General features: G+C 70.0%; 20 protein-coding genes. 13 read left to right on the plus strand and 7 right to left on the minus strand.

Going from position 1 to position 19,884, the window contains the following annotated elements:
• Nucleotides 1-314 precede the first annotated feature (314 nt).
• A complete protein-coding gene (locus QSK15_RS25455) occupies nucleotides 315-3,602 on the minus strand; it encodes a type ISP restriction/modification enzyme (protein ID WP_285796665.1) in 3,288 nt (1,095 codons plus the stop codon).
• Nucleotides 3,603-4,170: 568 nt separating this feature from the next.
• On the opposite strand from QSK15_RS25455, the gene QSK15_RS25460 reads away from it, so the two are divergent.
• Nucleotides 4,171-4,302 carry a hypothetical protein gene (locus QSK15_RS25460; RefSeq protein WP_285796666.1) on the plus strand — a complete coding sequence of 44 codons (132 nt, stop codon included), beginning with the start codon at nucleotides 4,171-4,173 and terminating at the stop codon, nucleotides 4,300-4,302.
• Nucleotides 4,303-4,549: 247 nt separating this feature from the next.
• Here QSK15_RS25460 and QSK15_RS25465 read toward each other — a convergent pair whose 3' ends face one another.
• Nucleotides 4,550-4,801 carry a hypothetical protein gene (locus tag QSK15_RS25465; RefSeq protein WP_285796667.1) on the minus strand — a complete coding sequence of 84 codons (252 nt, stop codon included), beginning with the start codon at nucleotides 4,799-4,801 and terminating at the stop codon, nucleotides 4,550-4,552.
• Nucleotides 4,798-5,100, minus strand: coding sequence for a DivIVA domain-containing protein (locus QSK15_RS25470; RefSeq protein ID WP_285796668.1), 303 nt, complete (start codon nucleotides 5,098-5,100; stop codon nucleotides 4,798-4,800). Before QSK15_RS25470 ends, QSK15_RS25465 begins: the two co-directional genes overlap by 4 nt.
• Nucleotides 5,101-5,325: 225 nt before the next feature.
• Here QSK15_RS25470 and QSK15_RS25475 point away from each other — a divergent pair, with 225 nt between their 5' ends.
• Nucleotides 5,326-6,213 carry a helix-turn-helix domain-containing protein gene (locus tag QSK15_RS25475; RefSeq protein WP_285796669.1) on the plus strand — a complete coding sequence of 296 codons (888 nt, stop codon included), beginning with the start codon at nucleotides 5,326-5,328 and terminating at the stop codon, nucleotides 6,211-6,213.
• Entirely contained in the window at nucleotides 6,206-6,409 is a 204-nt protein-coding gene (locus QSK15_RS25480) for a DUF397 domain-containing protein (protein WP_285796670.1), read from the plus strand. Before QSK15_RS25475 ends, QSK15_RS25480 begins: the two co-directional genes overlap by 8 nt.
• Before the next feature lie 44 nt (nucleotides 6,410-6,453).
• On the opposite strand, the gene QSK15_RS25485 is transcribed toward QSK15_RS25480, so the two are convergent.
• Nucleotides 6,454-6,639, minus strand: coding sequence for a hypothetical protein (locus tag QSK15_RS25485; RefSeq protein WP_285796671.1), 186 nt, complete (start codon nucleotides 6,637-6,639; stop codon nucleotides 6,454-6,456).
• Here QSK15_RS25485 and QSK15_RS25490 point away from each other — a divergent pair.
• The 5 genes from QSK15_RS25490 to QSK15_RS25510 all read left to right on the plus strand — a co-directional run bounded on the left by QSK15_RS25490 (nucleotide 6,626) and on the right by QSK15_RS25510 (nucleotide 11,509).
• Nucleotides 6,626-6,790: a hypothetical protein gene (locus QSK15_RS25490; protein WP_285796672.1), complete on the plus strand. Its 165-nt coding sequence runs from the start codon at nucleotides 6,626-6,628 to the stop codon at nucleotides 6,788-6,790. The genes QSK15_RS25485 and QSK15_RS25490 overlap by 14 nt on opposite strands.
• A gap of 223 nt (nucleotides 6,791-7,013) precedes the next feature.
• Nucleotides 7,014-7,490 carry a hypothetical protein gene (locus QSK15_RS25495; protein WP_285796673.1) on the plus strand — a complete coding sequence of 159 codons (477 nt, stop codon included), beginning with the start codon at nucleotides 7,014-7,016 and terminating at the stop codon, nucleotides 7,488-7,490.
• Nucleotides 7,491-7,539: 49 nt separating this feature from the next.
• Nucleotides 7,540-9,339, plus strand: coding sequence for a glycoside hydrolase family 15 protein (locus QSK15_RS25500; RefSeq protein ID WP_285796674.1), 1,800 nt, complete (start codon nucleotides 7,540-7,542; stop codon nucleotides 9,337-9,339).
• A gap of 60 nt (nucleotides 9,340-9,399) precedes the next feature.
• Nucleotides 9,400-10,236: an aldo/keto reductase gene (locus QSK15_RS25505; RefSeq protein WP_285796675.1), complete on the plus strand. Its 837-nt coding sequence runs from the start codon at nucleotides 9,400-9,402 to the stop codon at nucleotides 10,234-10,236.
• Between the two features lie 46 nt (nucleotides 10,237-10,282).
• Nucleotides 10,283-11,509, plus strand: a complete 1,227-nt coding sequence (locus QSK15_RS25510) for a hypothetical protein (RefSeq protein WP_285796676.1) — start codon at nucleotides 10,283-10,285, stop codon at nucleotides 11,507-11,509.
• Here the strand turns inward: QSK15_RS25510 and QSK15_RS25515 are convergent.
• The gene (locus QSK15_RS25515; RefSeq protein ID WP_502889648.1) at nucleotides 11,506-12,024 is read right to left on the minus strand and encodes an oligopeptide/dipeptide ABC transporter ATP-binding protein; all 519 of its coding nucleotides are present in this window, start codon (nucleotides 12,022-12,024) and stop codon (nucleotides 11,506-11,508) included. The two genes, QSK15_RS25510 and QSK15_RS25515, sit on opposite strands and share 4 nt — an antisense overlap.
• 167 nt (nucleotides 12,025-12,191) lie before the next feature.
• Here QSK15_RS25515 and QSK15_RS25520 point away from each other — a divergent pair, with 167 nt between their 5' ends.
• The 3 genes from QSK15_RS25520 to QSK15_RS25530 all read left to right on the plus strand — a co-directional run bounded on the left by QSK15_RS25520 (nucleotide 12,192) and on the right by QSK15_RS25530 (nucleotide 14,627).
• Nucleotides 12,192-12,860 (plus strand): response regulator transcription factor, encoded by a 669-nt coding sequence (locus tag QSK15_RS25520; RefSeq protein ID WP_285796677.1) that lies wholly within the window; start codon nucleotides 12,192-12,194, stop codon nucleotides 12,858-12,860.
• A gap of 4 nt (nucleotides 12,861-12,864) precedes the next feature.
• A complete protein-coding gene (locus QSK15_RS25525) occupies nucleotides 12,865-14,055 on the plus strand; it encodes a sensor histidine kinase (RefSeq protein ID WP_285796678.1) in 1,191 nt (396 codons plus the stop codon).
• Between the two features lie 77 nt (nucleotides 14,056-14,132).
• Nucleotides 14,133-14,627: a DUF2231 domain-containing protein gene (locus QSK15_RS25530; protein WP_285796679.1), complete on the plus strand. Its 495-nt coding sequence runs from the start codon at nucleotides 14,133-14,135 to the stop codon at nucleotides 14,625-14,627.
• Nucleotides 14,628-14,689: 62 nt separating this feature from the next.
• Here QSK15_RS25530 and QSK15_RS25535 read toward each other — a convergent pair whose 3' ends face one another.
• Both QSK15_RS25535 and QSK15_RS25540 read right to left on the minus strand, forming a co-directional pair.
• Complete coding sequence (locus tag QSK15_RS25535) at nucleotides 14,690-16,759, minus strand: phosphocholine-specific phospholipase C (RefSeq protein ID WP_285796680.1); 2,070 nt, start codon at nucleotides 16,757-16,759, stop codon at nucleotides 14,690-14,692.
• A 134-nt stretch (nucleotides 16,760-16,893) separates the two neighbouring features.
• The gene (locus tag QSK15_RS25540; protein ID WP_285796681.1) at nucleotides 16,894-17,820 is read right to left on the minus strand and encodes an AraC family transcriptional regulator; all 927 of its coding nucleotides are present in this window, start codon (nucleotides 17,818-17,820) and stop codon (nucleotides 16,894-16,896) included.
• A 103-nt stretch (nucleotides 17,821-17,923) separates the two neighbouring features.
• On the opposite strand from QSK15_RS25540, the gene QSK15_RS25545 reads away from it, so the two are divergent.
• Together QSK15_RS25545 and QSK15_RS25550 are read left to right on the plus strand one after the other, a co-directional pair.
• On the plus strand, nucleotides 17,924-18,754 hold the full coding sequence (locus QSK15_RS25545; RefSeq protein ID WP_285796682.1) for an NAD(P)H-binding protein: 831 nt from the start codon (nucleotides 17,924-17,926) through the stop codon (nucleotides 18,752-18,754).
• 79 nt (nucleotides 18,755-18,833) lie between these two features.
• The gene (locus QSK15_RS25550; protein ID WP_285796683.1) at nucleotides 18,834-19,877 is read left to right on the plus strand and encodes an SEC-C metal-binding domain-containing protein; all 1,044 of its coding nucleotides are present in this window, start codon (nucleotides 18,834-18,836) and stop codon (nucleotides 19,875-19,877) included.
• Nucleotides 19,878-19,884: the final 7 nt, after the last annotated feature.

Consider the following 19,884-nt stretch of genomic DNA (forward strand, 5'->3'; position numbering starts at 1 on the left):
GCCGGTCAGGCCAGGTGAGGCGGCCCTGCTGGTCGTAGGGGAGGCGACCGCTGGCCACCGCGACGTGCAGCCCGTATCGGAGCAGCTTGTCGATCTTGCGGTGCGTCGGCGGTGACCGAGCCGTCGATTCTGATGGGTCGGCACAGGCGGGCGCGCTGTTGGCGAAGCCGCGCCAGAGCGGCTACGACGTCACCCACGACGAGGGGCTGGGTCGGTGAGAGTCCCGATCCGGAGGGGACAAGGCGGATGCTTCGCGAGCACCGCTACGCCTGTTGACGTGTTCCGAGCGGTCGGTGGCGCATTGACGGAGGCCGTCAGAACAACCTCGGGATACGCCCTTCGTCAACCGTGGTGAGCTTGGCGGCTCCCTGTACCGGCAGGACGCCGCCGGCCGCCAGGTCTGCCACAGAGATCAGCCGACCGGTGCAGATGCGATCCAGTAGTTCCAGCTGCCGCGGTTCGGCAGCCACGCAACCTCCGAGCACCGCGAGGATCTCCAGCAGCTCGTCGGTCAGGTCGCTGCTCCACCGGTTCAGGCCCTCGTCATCCAGCGGAGAGGAGCGACGTCGGTGGCGTTGGTGTGCGCAGCGATAGTTGAACCAGTGCCGGAGAACTCTCATCCCACCGACGTCGTACTCCCAGACTCGACGGTGAACAGGAGCGATGCGCCCGTTGCCGACCAGCAACGTCTCGCTGTCCGCCTCCCAGGAGATGCTGTCGGGGAGGGCTCCCGGCTCGTCCGGTATCGCTGTCTTCACCCTTGGCGCCGCCTCATCAACGAAGTCGCGAAACGAGATCGGGCACTCACCCAGGCTGATCTGCCCGAAGGTGTGCAGCCACAACACCTCGCGACCGATCGACACCGCCTCGGCCCAGCTGTTGGCATCCGCTGTCAGCGGCACCCGAACGCCGGGGTGCTGCAGCTCCTGCCGAAACCGCTCGGTGTAGCCGGGATGGGCGGTGACTGCGGCGACGTAGGCCATCACATCGGCGCCCGCCACCTCGGTAGCGAACGTCTCGGCCAGCATCGCGCAGAGCCCTGGTGCGATGTTCGGCCGCTCTGTCGAGGTGTCGCAGTAGAGCGGGAAGACCCGCCCGCTGCGTCCGTTGTAGTGGTGCAGGTCGGGTATCAGCTGGGTGAAGGTCACGCCCGGACCACTGTCGATCGGCTGGCTGTTCTGCTCGGTCAGGTAGATCTGGTGCGGTGATCGGACTGCCCACAGCGGTGGTCGTGGCATCACCATGAGCCGGCTGTCCGGCAGCACCCACTGTCGGTCAAAGGAGCGGTAGGCGACCCTTACCGGCGTCGGTGCCGGGCCCGTCTCCGCAACGAGCGGCCTGGCCGGTCCCGGCATCCCGGGCAGCGGACGAACGACGGTGTCGAGCTTGCGGTCCCGGGACTCGGGCAGCATCCGTCGGCGCAGGCTCTCCCCCGCCTGGGTGAATCTGCGCCAGCGGCGGCCAAGGGTGTCAGCGTCCGGGGAGTAGATCCAGGTACGTCCTGCTGTCACGCCGCGTGACGACTCCGGAAAGAGCTGCTTCAATCCCGGGTAGCGGCCCCAGTCGGTGTCGGATTCCGGCAGGAACGGCGCCCGCCAGTCCGCGCGGCAGAGCTGCCACCCCGGATCGGCGAGGCGCAGCTCCTGCAACCGCTGGAGTTTGTCCTCCCTCGCGCCGGTCAGTGCGAGGGTCCTGACAGTCGCCGGGGTCGTTCGGTCGCCCTGGCCGTAGCGAGCGAAAATTGCTACGCAGAGCTGCCGGCCGACGTCCGGACCGAAGAGGCGGGTGTGTTGCTGTGGTCGGTTTCCCTCAGGGGACAGCTCGATGATCCATCCCTCGTCGCAGGTTCGTCGAAGGTACTCGCGCATGCCCTCGAAGGACTTGCCCTTGACGAAGCTCGACGGCGTCACGAAGGCCACGATCCCCTGCGGTTCCCCGGGGTGAGCTTCGAACGCCTTCCACAGCGCCCAGCGCCAGAAGCACCATGGCAGCCCGTAGAGGTCCGACTCGTAGCGGCCTCCGCCGGGCACCCGGAACTCGTCGAGCGAAGGCCGATCGGGACACGTGCCCGGAAGAAGGGGCGTCTTTCGCCGCTCTTCGATCCACGGCGCTCGGCCTCGGGTGTTCTCCACGTGCGGGGGGTTGCCCACCACAACCATGACTGGCATCTCACGCTTGATCCGGTTCGCCTCCAGGCGAGAGCGTTCGATGACCCGGTACGCCGCCCGCAGCCGGCCCTGCTGAATATCGGGATCTTCCAGCGCGTCGGTGAGGAAACGGTACTCGGATGGGGGAAGTTCGGTGCGGAACTGCGCCTTCATCGCCTGATGCAGCCGAAGTTCGGCGACGGCGTAGGGCGCGGCCTGGATCTCGAAGCCAACGAGACGCTGTTGGAAGAACTGCCGCAATTGTGGTCCCCGCGCGCCCGCACCCTGCTTGGCGTCGATCGTCCCCGAGACCGCTCGTAACACCTCGACGAGGAAGGTTCCTGTACCCATGGCGGGATCCACGACAGTGACATCATGGGCGGCGAACCCCCACGCACGATCGAATCGGTCACGCAGAATCTCGTCCACAAAGTCGACGACCGCACCCGCCACCGGCTGCGGAGTGTAGAAGGATCCGCTGCGCCGTCGCAGCGTGGGGTCGTAGATGGACAGGAAGCGCTCGTACAAGTCGGCGTGGATATCGCGCCGCCCGTTGTCGATGGTGCTCCAGTCCACACAACCGATGACCCGCAACAAGGTATCGATCATCCGAAGCTCGTAGGCGGCGTCGTTGTCGGTGAGCACCGCCAAAGCCCGGCCCATCAGCGAGTGTCTCTTGCCGAGCAGACGGGCGATCTCGTGCATTGGGGTCTCGTCGAAGACGATTCCGTCGATGCGAGCTAGAAGCAGCGCAAAGGTGACGGTCTGGGCGTAAGCATCCGCGAAGCCGGCGTCATCCAGATCGGGAAACAGCAGGTCACGCCAGTCATCGGCGAGCAGCGACAACTCCTCGTGGGCCAGATCACGGGTGGGGTCCGCGAGGATCGCACCAACCTCGTCGCGGAGCAGCCGACACAACCCGGCGACGATCCGGATGAGCTGGGCCAGGGTTCGCGGCTGTTCCGGTTGCCACAGCAGGAATTCCTGGATGAGGGCTTCGAACTCGGGCCCATTCGGCCGCAGCGGGCGTCGACCGCCGGAGAGGTCGCCCGCCAGGTGAACAACAGGGCCAGCCAGTTTTCCGTAGGTGTATCTCGCCCAGGCAGTGCCGTCGGAGTAGAGGACGTTCGGTAGGGCCTTGAGCTTTTCCCACTGCAGGCGCTCACGTTTCGTGGGGCGACGCCAGGTCGAGGGGATCCCGTGCCCGTCGGCTTTCAGCTCGACGTACCCGACGCGGACTCCCCCGACGTCCACGGCGAAGTCGGGGCGTGCACGCACCACGTCGAGCCGGACCTCTCCGTAGGGAACCGCGTCGACTCCCAGGTGCCGGCCCATGCGACGAAGCAACTCTTCCAGAGGACTGCGCAACTGATCCTCGGGATCACCGCCTCGACCGGTCTTCTCCGCGACTCGGGCACCGAAGGCAGCCACTGCTTCGGCGGTGGGATCGGGCACCAGGCGTAGCTGACGCTCACTGGAAGGCGTATGACGGCGACGTGCAGGACTACCCATGAATCCCCCTGCAGCCGTGGGCTGGCCCTTCAGGATTACCGGCGCTTCGGGCCGGGCACATCCTGCAATCGATTGATAGCTATTCGTGTTTGCGGCTCGTAGAATCGGCACCGGCTATGTCCTGACCAGCGGTGGAAGCACGCGCATCCGCGCCGTTACCACTGACGCCACACAGGACCAGACCCTTAGCGATGTCTCGCACCTGATGCAGGCGTCGGTCACGAACCGTTTCCGGGTCAGCCGGCGAGGGCAATGACGCGTAGGTGGGCGGTTCCAGGTGCGGTGACGGCCAAGCTCCGGACGACGGCAGCCGCGAAGAAGACTTGGATTGGATGGCGACCGGGCCCATCAATCAGGCAGGGAGGCCTGCACTCATGACGGCGGATGTGCGGTAGCGGCTTTCGATGAGCGGGGCGGCGTGATCTTCAAACGGATGTGGCAGGACCTACGACGGCAACCTCGGTGGTTCCTCCAGGCAATGCTGGTATCGGCGGCTTGCACCTTTGCGGCGATGCTGATGAGGGGCCCCAACCAGGGGTTCGGTGGTCCGGTGTTGTACGTCGCGGTGCTACTCGGGTCCGGTGCGATGCTCGTGTCGTTGGTCGTACTGGTGCTGTTGCGCGGGCGGGACTCCCGCCGGTGACCGGGAGAGCACTTACGAACGTTCGAAGCTGCTTGATGACCTGCCGTCCGAGAACACCAACATCGGGCGACGCGACAGCCGCCTGCCGTCACCCGCACGTTTCAACGTTGGATTCGCAACAGGCGGCCCGGATTGGACTGACGCCTGGTTCCCATCGGCCGCCGCGTCCTCGTCGATCAGGACGCGGCGATTTCGACCAGCGCTGACCGGTAGGTCGATCAGGCCCCGACGGCCTGGAGATGCCGGGTCAGCGGCGTAGGCGGCGGGAGCAGTCGCCGTCGTGGCCGTCGCGCAGGAGGCAACGCCGGCCGCCCGGCATGAGCAGATCGCAGAAGACCCGGTGACGGAGGAACTGCTGGTCCTCCTCGGAGACGGTGGCCTCCCCCGGGTCTGCCATGGGCAGCACCAGCATCCATCGGCCGATGACCCTAGCCAGGCGTTGCGCGGCCGGCAGGTCGTTGGCAACGACGGGCAGGTGGATGACGTACCGCTGGCTCATCGGGCCTGGTCCCGCTCGTTGCGGGCGCGGGCCTGATCGGTCTGCCAGCGACGCAGGCCGGCCTTGATCCGGGCGATTTCGCGGCGGCTTTCGGCGAGGGCCGCGTAGACGGCGGCCATGTCGCCGGCGACCCGGTCGAGGAAGGCGTACACGTCGTCGGGGTTCAAACCGCGACGTCCGAGCCTGGTGGGCGGGAACCGGCGCTCACGCACCTGCCATGGCAGCAGACCGGTGTACGCGGCGGAGCGGTAGGTCGCGCCGCCGCGCGGCGGCTCTGGTCGCTGGTTGCTGGCGCTCATGTCTGCCTGCCTTCCCGCCGCGCAGGGATCTTCGGGGATGCACGGCGGCCGTTCGGGGGGACCGGCCGGCCGCCGTGCTGTGATCAGCCTGCGACAGTCCGCAGTGGAAATACAACGTTCCACACCGCAATTTCGCCGTTGTGCATTGACTTTCTTTGCTGAAACCCGTAGGAGTTGCAGGAGCAGGTCACGCAGTGTTGCGTGACGGAACCAGGGAGTGTGCGGATGCCCGAAGACATCGGATCGACAATGCCGCGCCGGCAACTCGGCCGGCTGCTGCGACAGTTCCGCAACGAGGCCGGGGTGACACTCGACGCCGCCGCCGAGGCCCTCGAATACAGCCGGCAGAAGATCTGGCGCCTCGAATGCGGCCAGGGCTCCGTCCGTGTACTCGACGTCAAGGCGATGTGCGAGCTGTACGGGGTGTCGCCGGAGATGACCGAGGCGATGCGCGGGCTGGCCGCGGAGACGAAGTCGAAGGGCTGGTGGCACGCGTACGGCGATGCGGTGCCAAACTGGTTCGAGCTGTACGTCGGCTTGGAGTCCGCCGCCGCCCACCTGCGCCGATATGACGAGTCGCTCATCCCTGGGATCCTTCAGACCAAGGAGTACGCCCGCGCGCTCTATCGCCTTGGCGGGATGCTGAACGAGGAAGAACGCGAGCGGGCGGTCCAGGTCCGGCTTCAACGGCAGGCACTGCTCTTTCGGCGTCTGCCGGCCGCTCCCAGGGTTGAATCCGTGTTGTCCGAGGCGGTGCTTCGGCGTGGCGTTGCCGGCCCACCCGTCATGACCGAGCAGTTCGCTCACCTCACCAAACTGTCCGAGCTACCGAACGTCAGCGTCAGGGTGCTGCCCCTGGCCGCGGGCCCGCAGCCCGGGGCCGTTGCGGGATCCTTTGTGATCCTCGACTTCCCCGCGACCAAGGGCGGTCGTACCGCGCCGGAACCGTCCGTGGTCTACAGCGAGTCATTGACCGGCGCCCTGTACCTCGACAAGCCCGACGAGCTGGCCGCCTACCAGCGCGTCTGGCGAGGCCTGGATGCGCTGGCCCTCGGCGAGGCAGAATCGACTGACATGATCAAGCGGATCGCTGGGGAGATGCGGCATGACTGAACTGAGCGGCACCATCTGGCGCAAAAGTACCCGCAGCGGCGACAACGGCGGTGACTGCGTCGAGGTCGCCACCAACCTCCCCGGCGTTGTCGCCGTGCGCGACTCGAAGGATTCCACGGGACCGCAACTCACCTTCACCGCCCAGGCCTGGACGGACTTCATCGCGGCTGCCAGCCGGGAGAGCCGCGCCAGCTGAAGACCGGGTGCCGCTGACGCGCAGGCGTCGCCTTCTCCAGTCGGTCACCAGTCACCTGCCCACGTCGGCGGCGGTGTGACGGCGAGGTGCGGCTCTGCACTGATCGGTTCGAGAGCGTGCAGCACCCGCAGGTGCCCGTCGGCCGCCGCGTCCTCGTCGATGATGACGCGGCTACTGCTGCGGTCGGTGCTGACCAGCAGCCACCGGCTGGGGTACTTGCTGATTCGCAACACCTACAAGGTTCTGCTGACCTGCGGGATGCGGGGCACCATCGTCTACTCCACGGACCCGGAAACGCGCGAGTATCTCGCGTCGATGGTCAAGGTGGTCCGGCCGGTCGAGACCGTTTACGAAGCGGCCATCGGAGACGACCTCGGTTGACGACCGGTGGGCTCGGCAGCACGACAGGTGCGAAGGGGCACACTCGTCTCCCGGGGTCGACTGGTCAAGGGATGTCTGGGCAAGGAGGTCAGCCTGGTAAGCCAGGTGGCTTATGGTGAGAAATCGGGCACCGGGTGGGCGGCCCGGGGCCGTGGGTTTCACGTTGTTCAGCCGGAGGGTGGACCGATGACCGACAACGCCCGCGGCGCCGACGACCGCTGAGATGGACTGGGCCGGATGGGCGTTGTTCGGGTTGGTCGCCACCGCGGCGCTCACCGCGGCGATGATCACTGCTCAACTGGCCGGTCTCACCCGGCTCGACATTCCCCTGGTGCTCGGGGCCTTCGTCACCGGGGACCCGGACCGGGCGCGGGTCGTCGGGTTCTTCCTGCACCTCTGCGTCGGTCAGGGTTTCGCGCTCGGCTACGCGGCCGCGTTCGCGCTGTTGCACCGTTCCACCTGGTGGATCGGGGCGGTGTTGGGGATCGTGCACGTTGGGATCGCGCTGACGGTGATTCTGCCGCTGCTTCCTGGTGTCCACCCGCGGATGGCGTCGCAACGGGCGGGGCCGGCCAGCACTGCGGTGTTGGAGCCGCCCGGGTTGTTCGCCGTCAACTACGGCATCCAGACCCCGCTGGTCACGGTTGTCGTCCACGTCGTCTACGGGGCCTTGCTCGGGTTGCTCCTGCAAGCCAGGTGATCCGTGTGACCCACCGCTCGTCCAGGCGGCCCGGCACGGAGCGATCCCCATGACTGACGGGCCACCGATCAGCGACTACGGTCTGCTCGGCGACACGCGCACCGCCGCCCTGGTGTCCAGTGACGGCGCGATGGACTGGCTGTGCGTACCACGTTTCGACGGCGATCCGCTGTTCGGCCGACTGGTCGGTGGCCCGGAAGCCGGCACCTTCCGGGTCGGCCCGGCCGGGCCTGCCACCGTCGTCGAGCGACGGTACAAGCGGCACACCGCCACAGTGGAGACCACCTGGGCGGTGTGCGACGGCCGGCTGCGCCTCACCGAGGCGATGGTGGCTGAGGTCAGCGGTCGGCTGCTGCCGACGACGCTGATCGTGCGACGGTTGTCGGCCGAGCAGGCGCCGGTCGACGCGGTGGTGGAGTTCGATCCCCGCCTCGGCGTACGGCACCGCCGGCCGCGTACCCACCACCGACGCCAGGGCCTCGTGTGTGAGTGGGGGGCGCTCGCGGTCGCGCTGGACAGCACGCCCCCGTTCAGAATTGAACCGGGTCGGCCTACCTCGGTCACGGTCCGGCCAGGCCGTCCGGTCACCCTCGTCCTGGCCGTGGCCCACCGCGAACCGCTGATCCACGTCGAGCCGGAGGCCGCCTGGGACCTGCTCGTCGGGGACGAGGCCCGGTGGCGGGCCTGGACCGCGGAGATCGACGAGCGGCTGCCGTTCCGGGAACACGTCGTCCGAAGCCTGCTCACAATGCGGCTGCTGACCTACTCGCCGTCGAAAGCGCCGGTGGCCGCACCGACCACGTCGTTGCCCGAGGATCCCGGTGGCGGACGCAACTGGGATTACCGCTATGTCTGGCCCCGGGACGCCAGCATCGGCGTCAGCGCCTTCCTCAGCGTGGGTAAGGCCGACGAGGCCCGCGGTTTCCTCGCCTGGCTGCTGCACGCCAGCCGGCTGCAACGGCCACGCCTGCCGGCGCTGCTCACCGTGCACGGCCGGCGCGTACCAGCGGAGCGAGAACTGCCTGGTTGGCCCGGATACCTCGACAGCCGTCCGGTGCGGATGGGCAACGGTGCGGCCGGTCAGCACCAGCTCGACGGCTACGGCTGGGTGATCGACGCCGCCTGGGCGTTCGCGCAGGCGGGGCACCGCCTGGACGCCGAGACGTGGCGGGCGGTGCGCGGCTTCGCCGACGTGGTCGTCGGCTGCTGGCAGGAACCCGATGCCGGCATCTGGGAGGTCCGGGAGCCCGGCCAGCACGTCCATTCCAAGCTCATGGGCTGGCTCGCCCTGGACCGCGCCCTGGCCATCGCCGACACGCACCCCCTGCGGGAGGCTCAGCGTCAACGCTGGCAGCACGCCCGTGATGCCATCGCCGCCGAGGTCCGGACGCGCGGCTTCGACGCGGAGGCGGACAGCTACGTCCGCGGGTACGGCTCCGCCGATCTCGACGCGGCGGTGCTCGTCCTGCCGTTGCTGGACATGGACCGGGCCGAGTCCCCTCGGGTGCGGGGCACCGTCGACGCCGTGCGGGACAGGTTGTCCGCCGGCGGCCCGCTGCTCTACCGCTACCCGCCCGGACGTGACGGCCTGCCCGGCACCGAGGGCGCGTTCCTGCCGTGCTCGTTCTGGCTCGTACAGGGCCTTGCCCGCACCGGGCGTCGCCGCGAGGCCGTCGAGCTGTTCCGGGCCATGGTCGACCACGCCAGCCCTCTCGGCCTCTACGCCGAAGAGGTGGACCCGGCGACGGGTGCCCACCTCGGCAACTACCCGCAGACGCTGACCCACGCCGCGCTCGTCCAGGCGGCACTCGCCATCCGGGACGCCCCCGCTGGTGACGGGTCTGCCTGAGGGGCCGTCCGGGGCGTAGGACACGCCTGCGGGGCGGCTCACGCGGGTAGGGTTCCGATCATGACGATTCCGCATCTGACGGCCGCCGACGGCACGACTCTGCCGGCGATCGGGCTCGGCACGTACAAGCTGAACGGCTCGGCGGGTGTCGACGCGATCGGGCAGGCGATCCGGGCGGGTTACCGGTTGCTCGACTCGGCCTTCAACTACGAGAACGAGGGCGCGGTCGGCCGCGCGGCGCGGTCGGCCGGCGACGTGCGGGACGAGCTGATCGTCACCTCGAAGCTGCCGGGGCGGCACCACCGCTACGACGAGGCGCTGACCACCGTCGAGGAGAGTGTCTTCCGCACCGGCCTCGACCACATCGACCTGTATCTGATCCACTGGCCGAACCCCAGGGAAGACCTGTACGTACAGGCGTGGCGGGCGCTGATCGAGGCGCGCGAGCGTGGCCTGGTCCGGCACATCGGGCTGTCCAACTTCCTGCCGGAGCACATCGAGCGGCTGGTGGCCGAGACCGGTGTTGCCCCGGTGGTCAACCAGATCGAGGTGCACCCGTACTTCCCGCAGCAGGAGGCGATCGACTACCACCGGGAGCACGGCATCCTGGTGCAGGGGTGGAGCCCGCTCGGCCACGGCAACGACCTGCGACAGCATCCCGTGATCGGGGAGATCGCGGCGGCGCACGGCGTCAGCCCGGCGCAGACGATCCTGGCCTGGCATGTGGCCCGTCAGGTGATCCCGCTGCCCAAGGCCGCCTCCCCGCAGCGGCAGGCCGAGAACCTGGACGTCTTCGGTATCAAGCTCACCGACGCGCAGGTCGAGGCCATCAGCGCGCTGGGCCGCCCGGACGGGCGGCTCGCGAATCAGGACCCGGCGGTGTACGAGGAGTTCTGACCGACCCGCCCGACCAACCTGTCGGAGGGTCGGGAGAGCATGGGGCGTGCTCGACGGACTTGACGACATCGACTGGGCGCGGCTGGGCCACGCCTACGGATCGGCCGCCGACGTGCCCGGCCAACTGCGCGCCCTGCTCGATCCCGATGGGACCGTTCGGGACGAGGCCCTTGGTGAGCTCTACGGAAACGTGTTCCACCAGGGCAGCCGGTTCGAGGCGAGCGCCTACGCGGTGCCGTTCCTGCTGGAGATGCTCACCGACGCGACCACCCCGGACCCGGCGGCGGTGCTCGGGCTGTTGAGCGCCCTGGCCGTCGGGTACGACGAGGGTGTCCTACCGGACGGCTTCCCGGTGGCCGAATACCGCCGGGCCGCCCTGGGGGGCCGGGAGCTGCTCGCGGCGAAACCGCCGCCGTGGACCGGCAGCGACGAGACTCAGAAGGAGTACGTCGAATACCTCTACGTCGAGTCGCTGTCCGCAGCGGATCAGGGCCGGCTGTGGGCGTACGTCGCGCTGGCGACCTACGACGCGGTGCGTGCCGGGGTTCCCGTGTTCCGCGCCCTGCTGGGTCACTCCGATCCGGATGTGCGCCTGTTCGCGGCGTACCTCATCGCCTGGTTTCCGGAGGAGGCCGACGGCAGCGTGTCCGCGCTGGTCCGCGCGGCCGACGCCGCCGCGGCGACGCCCGGTGAGGTGGCCACCATGCTGGTGTCCTCGGGGCTGCTCGGCGCCGCGCCCGACGTCCGGTGGTTGACCGACTCGCGCCCGCTCGTCCGCTGGGCCGCCGCGATCGGTCGGGCTCGGGTCCATGGCGCGGCGGCCGACCCGGCGACCGTCGCGGAGTTGTTGGGCTGGGCGTCGGCGGCTTCGGGCGAGGCCCCGGCCGAGCCGGTGGACGGCGAGTGGGTGCCGTTCCTCGGTGGCGATCTCTGCGGTTACGCGAGCCTCGCCCTGCGGCAGCTCGGCCCGCAGCACGAGGCCCGCGCCTTCGACGCGCTGCTCGACCGGCTGCCCACCGTGAGCGGCGAGCGGTCGTTGACGGTGCTGGGTGTGGCGCTGCGCCTCGCGTTCCCGGACGGTCCGGCCCCGGCCGGCACGCCGGTCGCGGCGTTGCCACCCCGGCAGCGACGGCTCGTCGAGGCGTTGGGCCGGTCGACCGAGCCGTGGCTGATCGGCTGGCAGGAGTTCGACGACGTGGCCATGCTCGTCGGTGAGTACGGCCTGCCGAGCAGCCGCGAGACGATGCTGGCGTACCTCGGACGGGTGCCCTAGCCGGCAGGCACCCGGGCCAGCGTTGGTGTCTCAGGCCACCGGCGCGGCGGCCGGCTCGTCGTCCAGTGATCCGGCGAAGTGGCACGCGGCCGTGTGCCCACCTGCACCAGTGGCGGGGTCGTGGTGGCGCAGACCTCCTCGGCCTTCCAGCAGCGGCTGCGGAACCGGCAGCCGGTCGGCGGGTCCGTCGGGCCGGGAACGTCACCGGCCAGTCGGATCCGCGGCTTGGGTGCGGCGCCGCGCACCGTTCCCAGGTCGGGCACGGCGGACAGCAACGCCTGGGTGTACGGGTGCTGCGGGGTGCCGTAGAGCGCGTCGCGGTCGGCGATCTTAGCGACCCGGCCCAGGTACATGACGGCCACCCGGTCGCAGAAGTGCCGCACCACGCCTATGTCGTGGGCGATGAAGACGAACGCGATGCCGAACTCCTTGCGCAGGTCCGGATGGCGGCCCTCGGGACAGAACGTTAGCCAGGCAAATGATTTCCTTGTGGGTCGGCTGCGCAACAGGCCCATAACGGGTTTCGATGGAAAGTGACGTCGCGAATCGCTCATTCAAATCCGCCTCAGCGCAGATCACAGAAATGCGGGAGCGCTATTTGCCTTATGTTGATTGTCCATGCCTAATAGCAAGACCAGCGGATAGGGTGATCCTCCGATTCCGGGAGGGGAATACTGGTCCGGTGGAGAGTGCCCGCCCCCGCCTGCTGCTGGTCGAGGACGACCGCGCGCTGACCGCTCTGCTCGCCGACCTGCTCGCCGAGGAGGGGTACGAGGTCGACCTGGCCGGCGACGGGCAGAGCGGTCTGCGCCAGGCGCTGGCCCGCGACTACCAGGTCATGGTCATCGACCGCGGGCTGCCGGTGCTGGACGGCCTGGGCATCGTCACCCGGCTGCGGGAGCGCGGCGTGACCTGCCCGGTGCTGCTGCTCACCGCTCGGGGCTCCCTCGACGATCGGGTGGAAGGGCTCGACGCCGGCGCGGAGGACTACCTGGTCAAGCCCTTCGAGGTCGCCGAGCTGCTGGCGAGGCTCCGGGCGTTGCGCCGCCGCCATCAGGACGTGGCGAGCCGGCTGCCGCTGGGGCCGCGGCGCTGGTTGGACGTGGGTAACCGGCGGGTGCTCGACGACGGCGAGGAGGTCCCGCTGTCCGCCCGCGAGTTCGCCGTACTGCGTGCCCTCGCCGGCCGGCCGACGAAGGTCTTCACCCGGGCGGAGCTGCTGAGCACCGCATTCGACCATGCCGACGCCCCGGGCAGCGTCGACGCCTGCGTCCATCACCTGCGCCGCAAGCTGGGCCGGGGCGCGGTTCGTACCGTCCACGGTCTCGGCTACCGGATCGGTACGGGCTGAGCGCGTGGACGAGGCCCGGCTGAAACGTGCCCGACGGCGCAGTGTGGCGCAGACCGCCGGGGCGATCGGCGTTGTTCTGCTGCTGGTCGGCGCGTTGATGTTCGTCCTCACCAGCCGTCAGGAATCCCGGGCGCTCAACTCCGAGCTGGGTCAGGTGCTCGTCATGGCCGAGGACGTGGACGACCCGCCGCCGGGCCAGTTCCTCGCGCGGCAGACGAGCGGAGCCGACCGGGTTGAGGTGACCAGCAGCGCATCGCCGGAGCTGGTCCGGGTCCTCGACGGCGCGCTGCGGCGGGGGCCGGGGAGGTTCGACACCGACGCGGGCGACGACCGCCCTGTCCGGGTGGTGGTCGCCCACCGGCCCGACGGCAGCCGCTGGGCAGTCGCCGCCGACCTCGCGCCACTGCGCGAGCGACAGGACCAGCTCGGCATCGCGCTGCTGGTGGCCGAGCTGGCCGGCCTGGCCGGAGCGTTGGTGGCCGCGGCCCTGCTCGCCCGGCGGGCCGTCGCTCCCCTGGCCACCGCACTGACCCTGCAACGCCGCTTCGTCGCCGACGCCTCCCACGAGCTTCGTGCCCCGCTCACCGTGCTGCACACCCGCGCCCAGGTGCTCGCCCGTCGAGCCCGGACCCAGCCGGCGGAACAGCTCAGCGATCAACTCGACCAACTGGTGGCCGACACGCGGACGCTCGGCGAGGTCGTCGAGGACCTGTTGGTTTCCGCCGCGGCCGAGCACCAGCCGCCACCGGACACGGTGGTCGACCTGGTGGAGGTCACCCACGACGTGGTGGCGAGCATGTCCGCGTACGCGCGGGAGCGGGAGATCGAGCTACGCGTCGAGGCCACCGGGGCAGCCTTGGTCCGGGGTGCTCGCACTGCCCTACGCCGGGCATTGACCGCCCTGGTGGACAACGCCATCGGGCACGTGGCCGTTGGCGGGCACGTCACCGTGACCGTGCAACGCCGCGACGCTCGGATTGCCGCCGAGGTCACCGACGACGGGGTGGGCCTCGACCCGGCCGAGGCGGACCGTCTCTTCGCCCGTTTCGCGCACGGCACGGACGGGACGGGCCGCCGCTTCGGGTTGGGGCTGGCGCTGGTGCAACAGGTCGCGCAGGCCCACCGGGGATCACTCGAGGTCAGCGGCGCTCCGGGTCGCGGTGCCACATTCACGCTGCTGCTACCCGCGTACTGAACCGATCGCGCAAGAACTTCGCAAGAATCGCGAAATATGGTGACTGGCAGTGACATCCCGAGCGCCGAGGAGATCTCATGCCCGACACCGTCAACGGACTGCCGCTGCACCCACTCGTGGTGCACGCCGTGGTGGTCCTGCTGCCGCTGGCCGCGATCGGCGTCGCGGCGCTGGCCGTCCGGCCGTCCTGGCGGGGCCGCTACGGCGGGCTCGTCGTGCTGATCACCGCGCTGGCCACGATCGCGGTGCCGGTCGCCTCCTCCACCGGTGAAGGGCTGGAGCGTCGGGTCGGCGACCCGGGCGTGCACGCCCAACTCGGTGACACGCTGATCTGGTTCGCGCTACCGCTGCTGGTCGCCTCGGTCGCGCTGGTCTGGCTGCACCGTCGCACAGCCCCGCCGGCCGGGAAGCGAACCGGCGCCTCGGGAAAGGTCGCGGTCGTGATCGCGGTGCTGGCCCTGGTCGTGGCGGCCGCGAACCTGGTCCAGGTCTACCGGGTGGGTGACTCCGGGGCGAAGGCGGTCTGGGGCAACGCCCCGGCCGCATCCGCCGGGCGCGGCGGCGACGACTGAACCCACGCCGGTGCCGGGCGGCCACGTGGCGGCTGCCCGGCACGGCATCGGCGTGCGTCAGATCAGACGAGCCCGCCGAGGGACGGGTCGCTGATGCTGTCCTTGCCGTTCTCGACGTGGCCCGCGTACCGGTACTCGAAGGCGGCGTCACCCGCGACGCTGACGGTCAGGTCGTACCAGCCGTGGGTACGGGAGAGCGGCCACTGCGCCCGCTCCGTCTCGCCGGGCCGCAGCGACAGCTTGACCGGACGGGCGTGGTAGCGGTCCCGGACGGTCACCTCGACCCGCTTCGACCCACGGTTGGTGAGCGTGAGGGCGACCTTCAAGTCCCGCTCGTCGTACGAGGGGGTGACGTCGAGGTTCGACCGGCGGCCCGTGAACCGGCGGAAGAACCCGTTCGGCCCGTGCACGGACAGGTCGTAACCGGTCTCGACCGTCCAGGTGTCGGTCAGGTGCTTGCCCGGCTCGACGGTGAAGCTGCGCGGGGCGTCCGCGCTGCCGGCCTGGCGGACCTGGAAGACCGCGGCGACCCCGCCGGAGTTGCGGAAGTCGATCCGGAACGCGCCGTCGGCGAGGTGCCCGTCGGCGTGCAGGGTGTACGGGATGGCCCGCGCCGGGCGTACCCCGTGCTCCTGCTTCGGCAGCCGCTGGTCCGCCGGCGGGACCGGCGCCTCGTCGGGGTGCCGGACGAGGTCCTCGGGCTTGAAGTCGTCGGTGTCGGGCAGCCGGACCTCGCGTGAGCGGTTCGGGTGTCGGAAATCGAAGGCCGTGGTCAGGTCGCCGACGACGGCACGCCGCCACGGGGTGATGTTCTGCTCGATCAGGTCCGGGCGGCCGTGCCCGAACCGCGCCTCCAGGAACTTGATCAGCGAGGTGTGGTCGAAGACCTGCGAGTTGACGTACCCGCCGCGGGTCCACGGCGAGACGATGATCATCGGTACGCGAAGGCCGAGCCCGTAGGGTCCGGCCGGGTGGTCGGCGTCGCCGGGGAAGATCTCGTTGGTGGTGGGCACCGTGGACTGCCCGTGCTCCCGCGACTGCGGCGGGGTCGGCGGGACCACGTGGTCGAAGAAGCCGCCCTCCTCGTCGTACGTGATGAAGAGCGCCATCTTGCTCCACACCTCGGGGTTCGCCGCGAGGATGTCGATGACCTGGGAGATGTACCAGGAGCCGTACGCCGGCTCCCAGTTCGGGTGCTCGGTGTACGCCTCGGGAGCGGTGATCCAGGAGACCTGGGGCAGGCGTCCCGCCTCGACGTCGGCGCGGAAGTCGGCCAGCAGCGCCTCCGGGTCGCGGCCCTGGGTGCGGATCTCGGTGCCGGTCTTGGCCTTGTCGGCCAGCGGCGTTCCGGGCTGCGCGTTCTGGTACTGGTGGAAGTAGAGCAGCGAGTTGTCGCCGTAGTTGCCGATGTACGGGTCGTTCGTCCAGCCCCAGGAGCCGGCGGCGTTCAGGCCGGTGCCGACGTCCTGGTAGATCTTCCAGGAGATGCCGTTGCGCTCCAGCCGCTCCGGGTAGGTGGACCAGTCGTAGCCGGCCTCCGCGTTGGTGATGACCGGCCCGCCACCCTTGCCGTCGTTGCCGACCCAGCCGCTGAACATGTGGTAGCGGTTCGGGTCGGTCGGCCCCATCAGCGAGCAGTGGTAGCTGTCGCAGACGGTGAACGCGTCGGCGAGCGCGTAGTGGTACGGCAGGTCCTGGCGGGTGTGGTAGGTCATCGCCGTGACGCCCTTGTTGGGCACCCACCTGTCGAACCGGCCGTCGTTCCAGGCGGCGTGCCCGTCGTTCCAGCCGTGCGGCGGGTCCGGCAGGAAGGTCTGGCCGAGGTCCTTCACCTCGGGCCGGAAGGGCAGCAGCTCGTCGGCCCCGTTGGGCTGGTGCCACACGTCCTTGCCGGACGGCAGTGTCGCCGGATGGGGGTCACCGAAGCCGCGTACGCCGCGCATGGTGCCGAAGTAGTGGTCGAAGGAGCGGTTCTCCTGCATCAGGATGATGACGTGCTCGACGTCCTTGATCGTGCCGGTCCGGTTGTTCGCCGGGATGGCGAGCGCCTTGCTGAGGTCCAACGGGAGCGCCGCGCCCATCGCGGGAACCCCCATCGCCTTGAGGAACGTGCGCCGATCCACCGTGCCCATAACTCCGCCTTTTGTGCGATCTGGTCGAGAAACTGGCGACCGGACGCTATCGACGACGGGTTGACGGCAGATGACCGTAGTTCGTTGGTTCCGCGACCACTCGTCGACCGACTCTGGGCCTTGGGGAGCAGCGGTCACGCAGCCGTGGCGTCGGCCCGGGTGAGTCGTCGATGCCCGCTCGGGCTCACCCCGTGTACGCGTTTGAACGCCGCGCTGAAGCCGAACGCGTCCGCGTAGCCGAGCTGACGCGCCACGGCGGCGACCGTCGCCGTCGATGCAGCGAGCAGGTCGGCCGCCACTGTCATGCGCCAGTCGGTCAGGTAGGTGAGCGGCGGTTCGCCCACCAACGCGGTGAACCGTTTGGCCAGTGTGGACCGGGAGACGCCGGCCTGCGCGGCCAGGCTGGACAGGGTCCACGGTCGGCCCGGCGCGTCGTGCATGGCGCGCAGCACGGGACCGACCGTCTCGTCGCTCAGCGCGCGGTACCAGCCGGGCGCCTCGGCCTCCGGCTGGTCGAACCAGTCCCGAACCGTGCACACCAACAACCAGTCCAGCAGGCGGTCCAGCACCACCTGCCGTCCGGGCCGACCCGCGTCGAGTTGGGCGTCCAGGTAGTCGCGCAGCGCGGCGCAGTCCTGGTCTTCCGGCACGACGAGCACCGGCGGCAGCGCGCCCAGCAACCGCTGAGGCACCCGCCCCCGGACGTGGTACACCCCGACCAGCAGCACGAGGCGGTCGGTGTGATCCGCGCCCACCGGGTCGACGGCCCCGGTCTGGCCGCGCCGGACGTCCCGCAGTTCCCCGGGCTCGAAGCTCGACCGGGGCTCGGCGGAGAAGACGAACGGCGCCGGCCCGCGCACGATGGCCGCCTCGCCGAGCCGGACCAGGCGAGGCTTGTCGGCCTCCGGATGAGAGATCCAGCCCTCGCCCCGCATCGGAACGCAGAGCGTCAGCGGAGCGCCGTCGGTGAACCGCAGCGCCCACGGCGGCGTCAGCACCGACCGGCCGAAGGCCGCGCCGTCGGCGTGCAGACCGCGCAGCAGATTGTCGAACGGGTCCATGCCACCGACCATAGATCGCGCAGGATGGACCGCGGACGATCGGACATGCCACGCGTACGACAGGACATGTCCCGCCTGCGGCCGGGCGCGTTGACTCGTGGTCATGACGACGGACGCACGTTCGACACTCGTGATGGCAGGGACCGGCAAGACCGGTCGTCGGCTGGTGCAGACGCTGCGCGCGGCGGGTCAGCGCGCGAGAGCCGCCTCTCGCTCCGGCGAGGTGCGGTTCGACTGGTCGCGGCGGGACACCTGGGGGCCGGCCCTGGCGGGTGCCTCCGCGGTCTATCTGCTCGCTCCGGAGGATCCGGCGCTGGCCACCGACTTCGTGACCCAGGCGGTCGACTCGGGTGTCGGCCGGATCGTGGCGCTCTCCGGCCGAGGGATCGACCGGGTCGGTGACTTCTCCCCCGGCATGGTCGCCGCCGAGGAGGCGGTGCGGAAATCCGGCATCGAGTGGACGATCATCCGGCCGAACAACTTCAGTCAGAACTTCAGCGAGGACCTGTTTCGCCAACCGCTGCTCGACGGTCGGCTGGCCCTGCCGATGGGCGCCACCCCGGAGCCGTTCGTCGACGCCCAGGACGTCGCCGACGTGGCCGCGACGCTGCTGACGTCGCCCGGTCACCACGAACAGGTGTACGACCTGTCCGGTCCTCGTGCGCTCACCTTCGCTGCGGCGGTGGCGACGATCGCCCGGGTGACCGGCCGTTCGATCCGCTACGTACAGCTCACCCCGGAGCAGTACCACGCCGAGCTGCTCGCCGAGGGTTGTCCGGCGGAGACGGCCACGGCGTTGAACGCCCTGTTCGCCGGGATGCGGGCGGGCCACCTCGCCGAACCGACCGACGGGGTACGTCGGGTTCTCGGACGGGACCCGCTCGACTTCGACAGCTACGCCGCTCAGGCCGCGGCGGCCGGCGCCTGGTCGTAGTCTGCCCGGCGGGCGGCTGAGAGCGGCGTAACAGGTGATCTGCCGGCGTACCGCGAGGACCCCGACGTACCGTGGGATAGTGCCGACCAGAGACAAACTCACCAAGGCTGACCTCGCCGAACTTCGCCGTTCGGCGCTCGGGACAGCCAATCCGCTCGGTGTCGCGGCCGATCTCGCTGAGGCGGCGGAGCAGGGTCGGCTGGAGGACCCGGACGACGCCGGGGACGCCCTGACGCTGGCCGCCGAGATCGCCGAGATCCGGGCCCGGCCCGACGCGGCGCTGCGGTACGCGGAGCAGGCGGTGTCGGCGTACCCGTCCGGGGAGGACCCCCGGGCCGGGTTCGCCCGGGCGTTGCGGGCCCGGGCGCTGTTCCGGGCCGGTGGTCGGGACGACGAGGCGATGACGGAGTTGACGGCGCTGCGCCCGTTGCTGCGCACGCAGCCCGACGCCCCCGCCTACGTCAGCGCGGCGCTGGATGCCGGTGGTCGTTCGGCGATCGCCGAGCAGTGGCTGAGCGAGGCGGTCGACGCGGTGCTCAACGAACGCGCGACCGCCGCCGGTTCGGCCACGTCGACCGCGGTCGACCCGGTGGTCGATCTCGGTCCGCCGGACGCACCCGGTGTCACCTTCTTCCTGCTGCAACAGCGGCATCGGGTACGCCGGAACCTGAATCTGCCGCACGACCGGCAGGACGACCTGGCGGACCGGCTGGAGACCCAACTTGTGCGCCGGGCCGGCGAGCGCCGGGACGCCGAATCCGACCTGCTCTTCTGGCCCCGGGGCGAGTTCGACCGGCTGGTCGCCGAGCAGCCCGCTCTCGCCGAGGTGTACGGGCCGGACTGGGACGCGCACCGGGGCCGGTTGGAAAAGGAACTGGTCCGGCTCAGGGACGCCGGTCAGGCCGGGTTGGGCGTGTTCGGCGCGACGGTGGCCGGGTTGACCGCGTTCGCCTCTCGACGTGACGGCGATCCGGCGGACGCGGCCGTGCGGGCGGGGTACGCGGCCGAGGTGGCGGCGCGGCCCAGCGCACGCATCCCGTGGCCACCGGAGCGCAACGACGCCTGCTGGTGCGGTTCGGGCCTGAAGTACAAGAAGGACTGCCTCCCGCGCTCCCGGAGCTGAGACGCGG

The organism is Micromonospora sp. NBRC 107095 (assembly GCF_030269705.1).
Taxonomy (GTDB): Bacteria; Actinomycetota; Actinomycetes; order Mycobacteriales; family Micromonosporaceae; genus Micromonospora; species Micromonospora parva.

Bases quoted from the DNA above. Each gene is read 5' to 3' on its own strand.
- QSK15_RS25465 (WP_285796667.1), bottom strand. From the start codon at position 4,801: ATGAGCCAGCGGTACGTCATCCACCTGCCCGTCGTTGCCAACGACCTG.
- QSK15_RS25460 (WP_285796666.1), top strand. From the start codon at position 4,171: ATGCTGATGAGGGGCCCCAACCAGGGGTTCGGTGGTCCGGTGTTGTAC.
- QSK15_RS25495 (WP_285796673.1), top strand. From the start codon at position 7,014: ATGGACTGGGCCGGATGGGCGTTGTTCGGGTTGGTCGCCACCGCGGCG.
- QSK15_RS25480 (WP_285796670.1), top strand. From the start codon at position 6,206: ATGACTGAACTGAGCGGCACCATCTGGCGCAAAAGTACCCGCAGCGGC.
- QSK15_RS25475 (WP_285796669.1), top strand. From the start codon at position 5,326: ATGCCCGAAGACATCGGATCGACAATGCCGCGCCGGCAACTCGGCCGG.
- QSK15_RS25500 (WP_285796674.1), top strand. From the start codon at position 7,540: ATGACTGACGGGCCACCGATCAGCGACTACGGTCTGCTCGGCGACACG.
- QSK15_RS25540 (WP_285796681.1), bottom strand. From the start codon at position 17,820: ATGGACCCGTTCGACAATCTGCTGCGCGGTCTGCACGCCGACGGCGCG.
- QSK15_RS25470 (WP_285796668.1), bottom strand. From the start codon at position 5,100: ATGAGCGCCAGCAACCAGCGACCAGAGCCGCCGCGCGGCGGCGCGACC.
- QSK15_RS25515 (WP_502889648.1), bottom strand. From the start codon at position 12,024: ATGGGCCTGTTGCGCAGCCGACCCACAAGGAAATCATTTGCCTGGCTA.
- QSK15_RS25530 (WP_285796679.1), top strand. From the start codon at position 14,133: ATGCCCGACACCGTCAACGGACTGCCGCTGCACCCACTCGTGGTGCAC.
- QSK15_RS25505 (WP_285796675.1), top strand. From the start codon at position 9,400: ATGACGATTCCGCATCTGACGGCCGCCGACGGCACGACTCTGCCGGCG.
- QSK15_RS25545 (WP_285796682.1), top strand. From the start codon at position 17,924: ATGACGACGGACGCACGTTCGACACTCGTGATGGCAGGGACCGGCAAG.
- QSK15_RS25535 (WP_285796680.1), bottom strand. From the start codon at position 16,759: ATGGGCACGGTGGATCGGCGCACGTTCCTCAAGGCGATGGGGGTTCCC.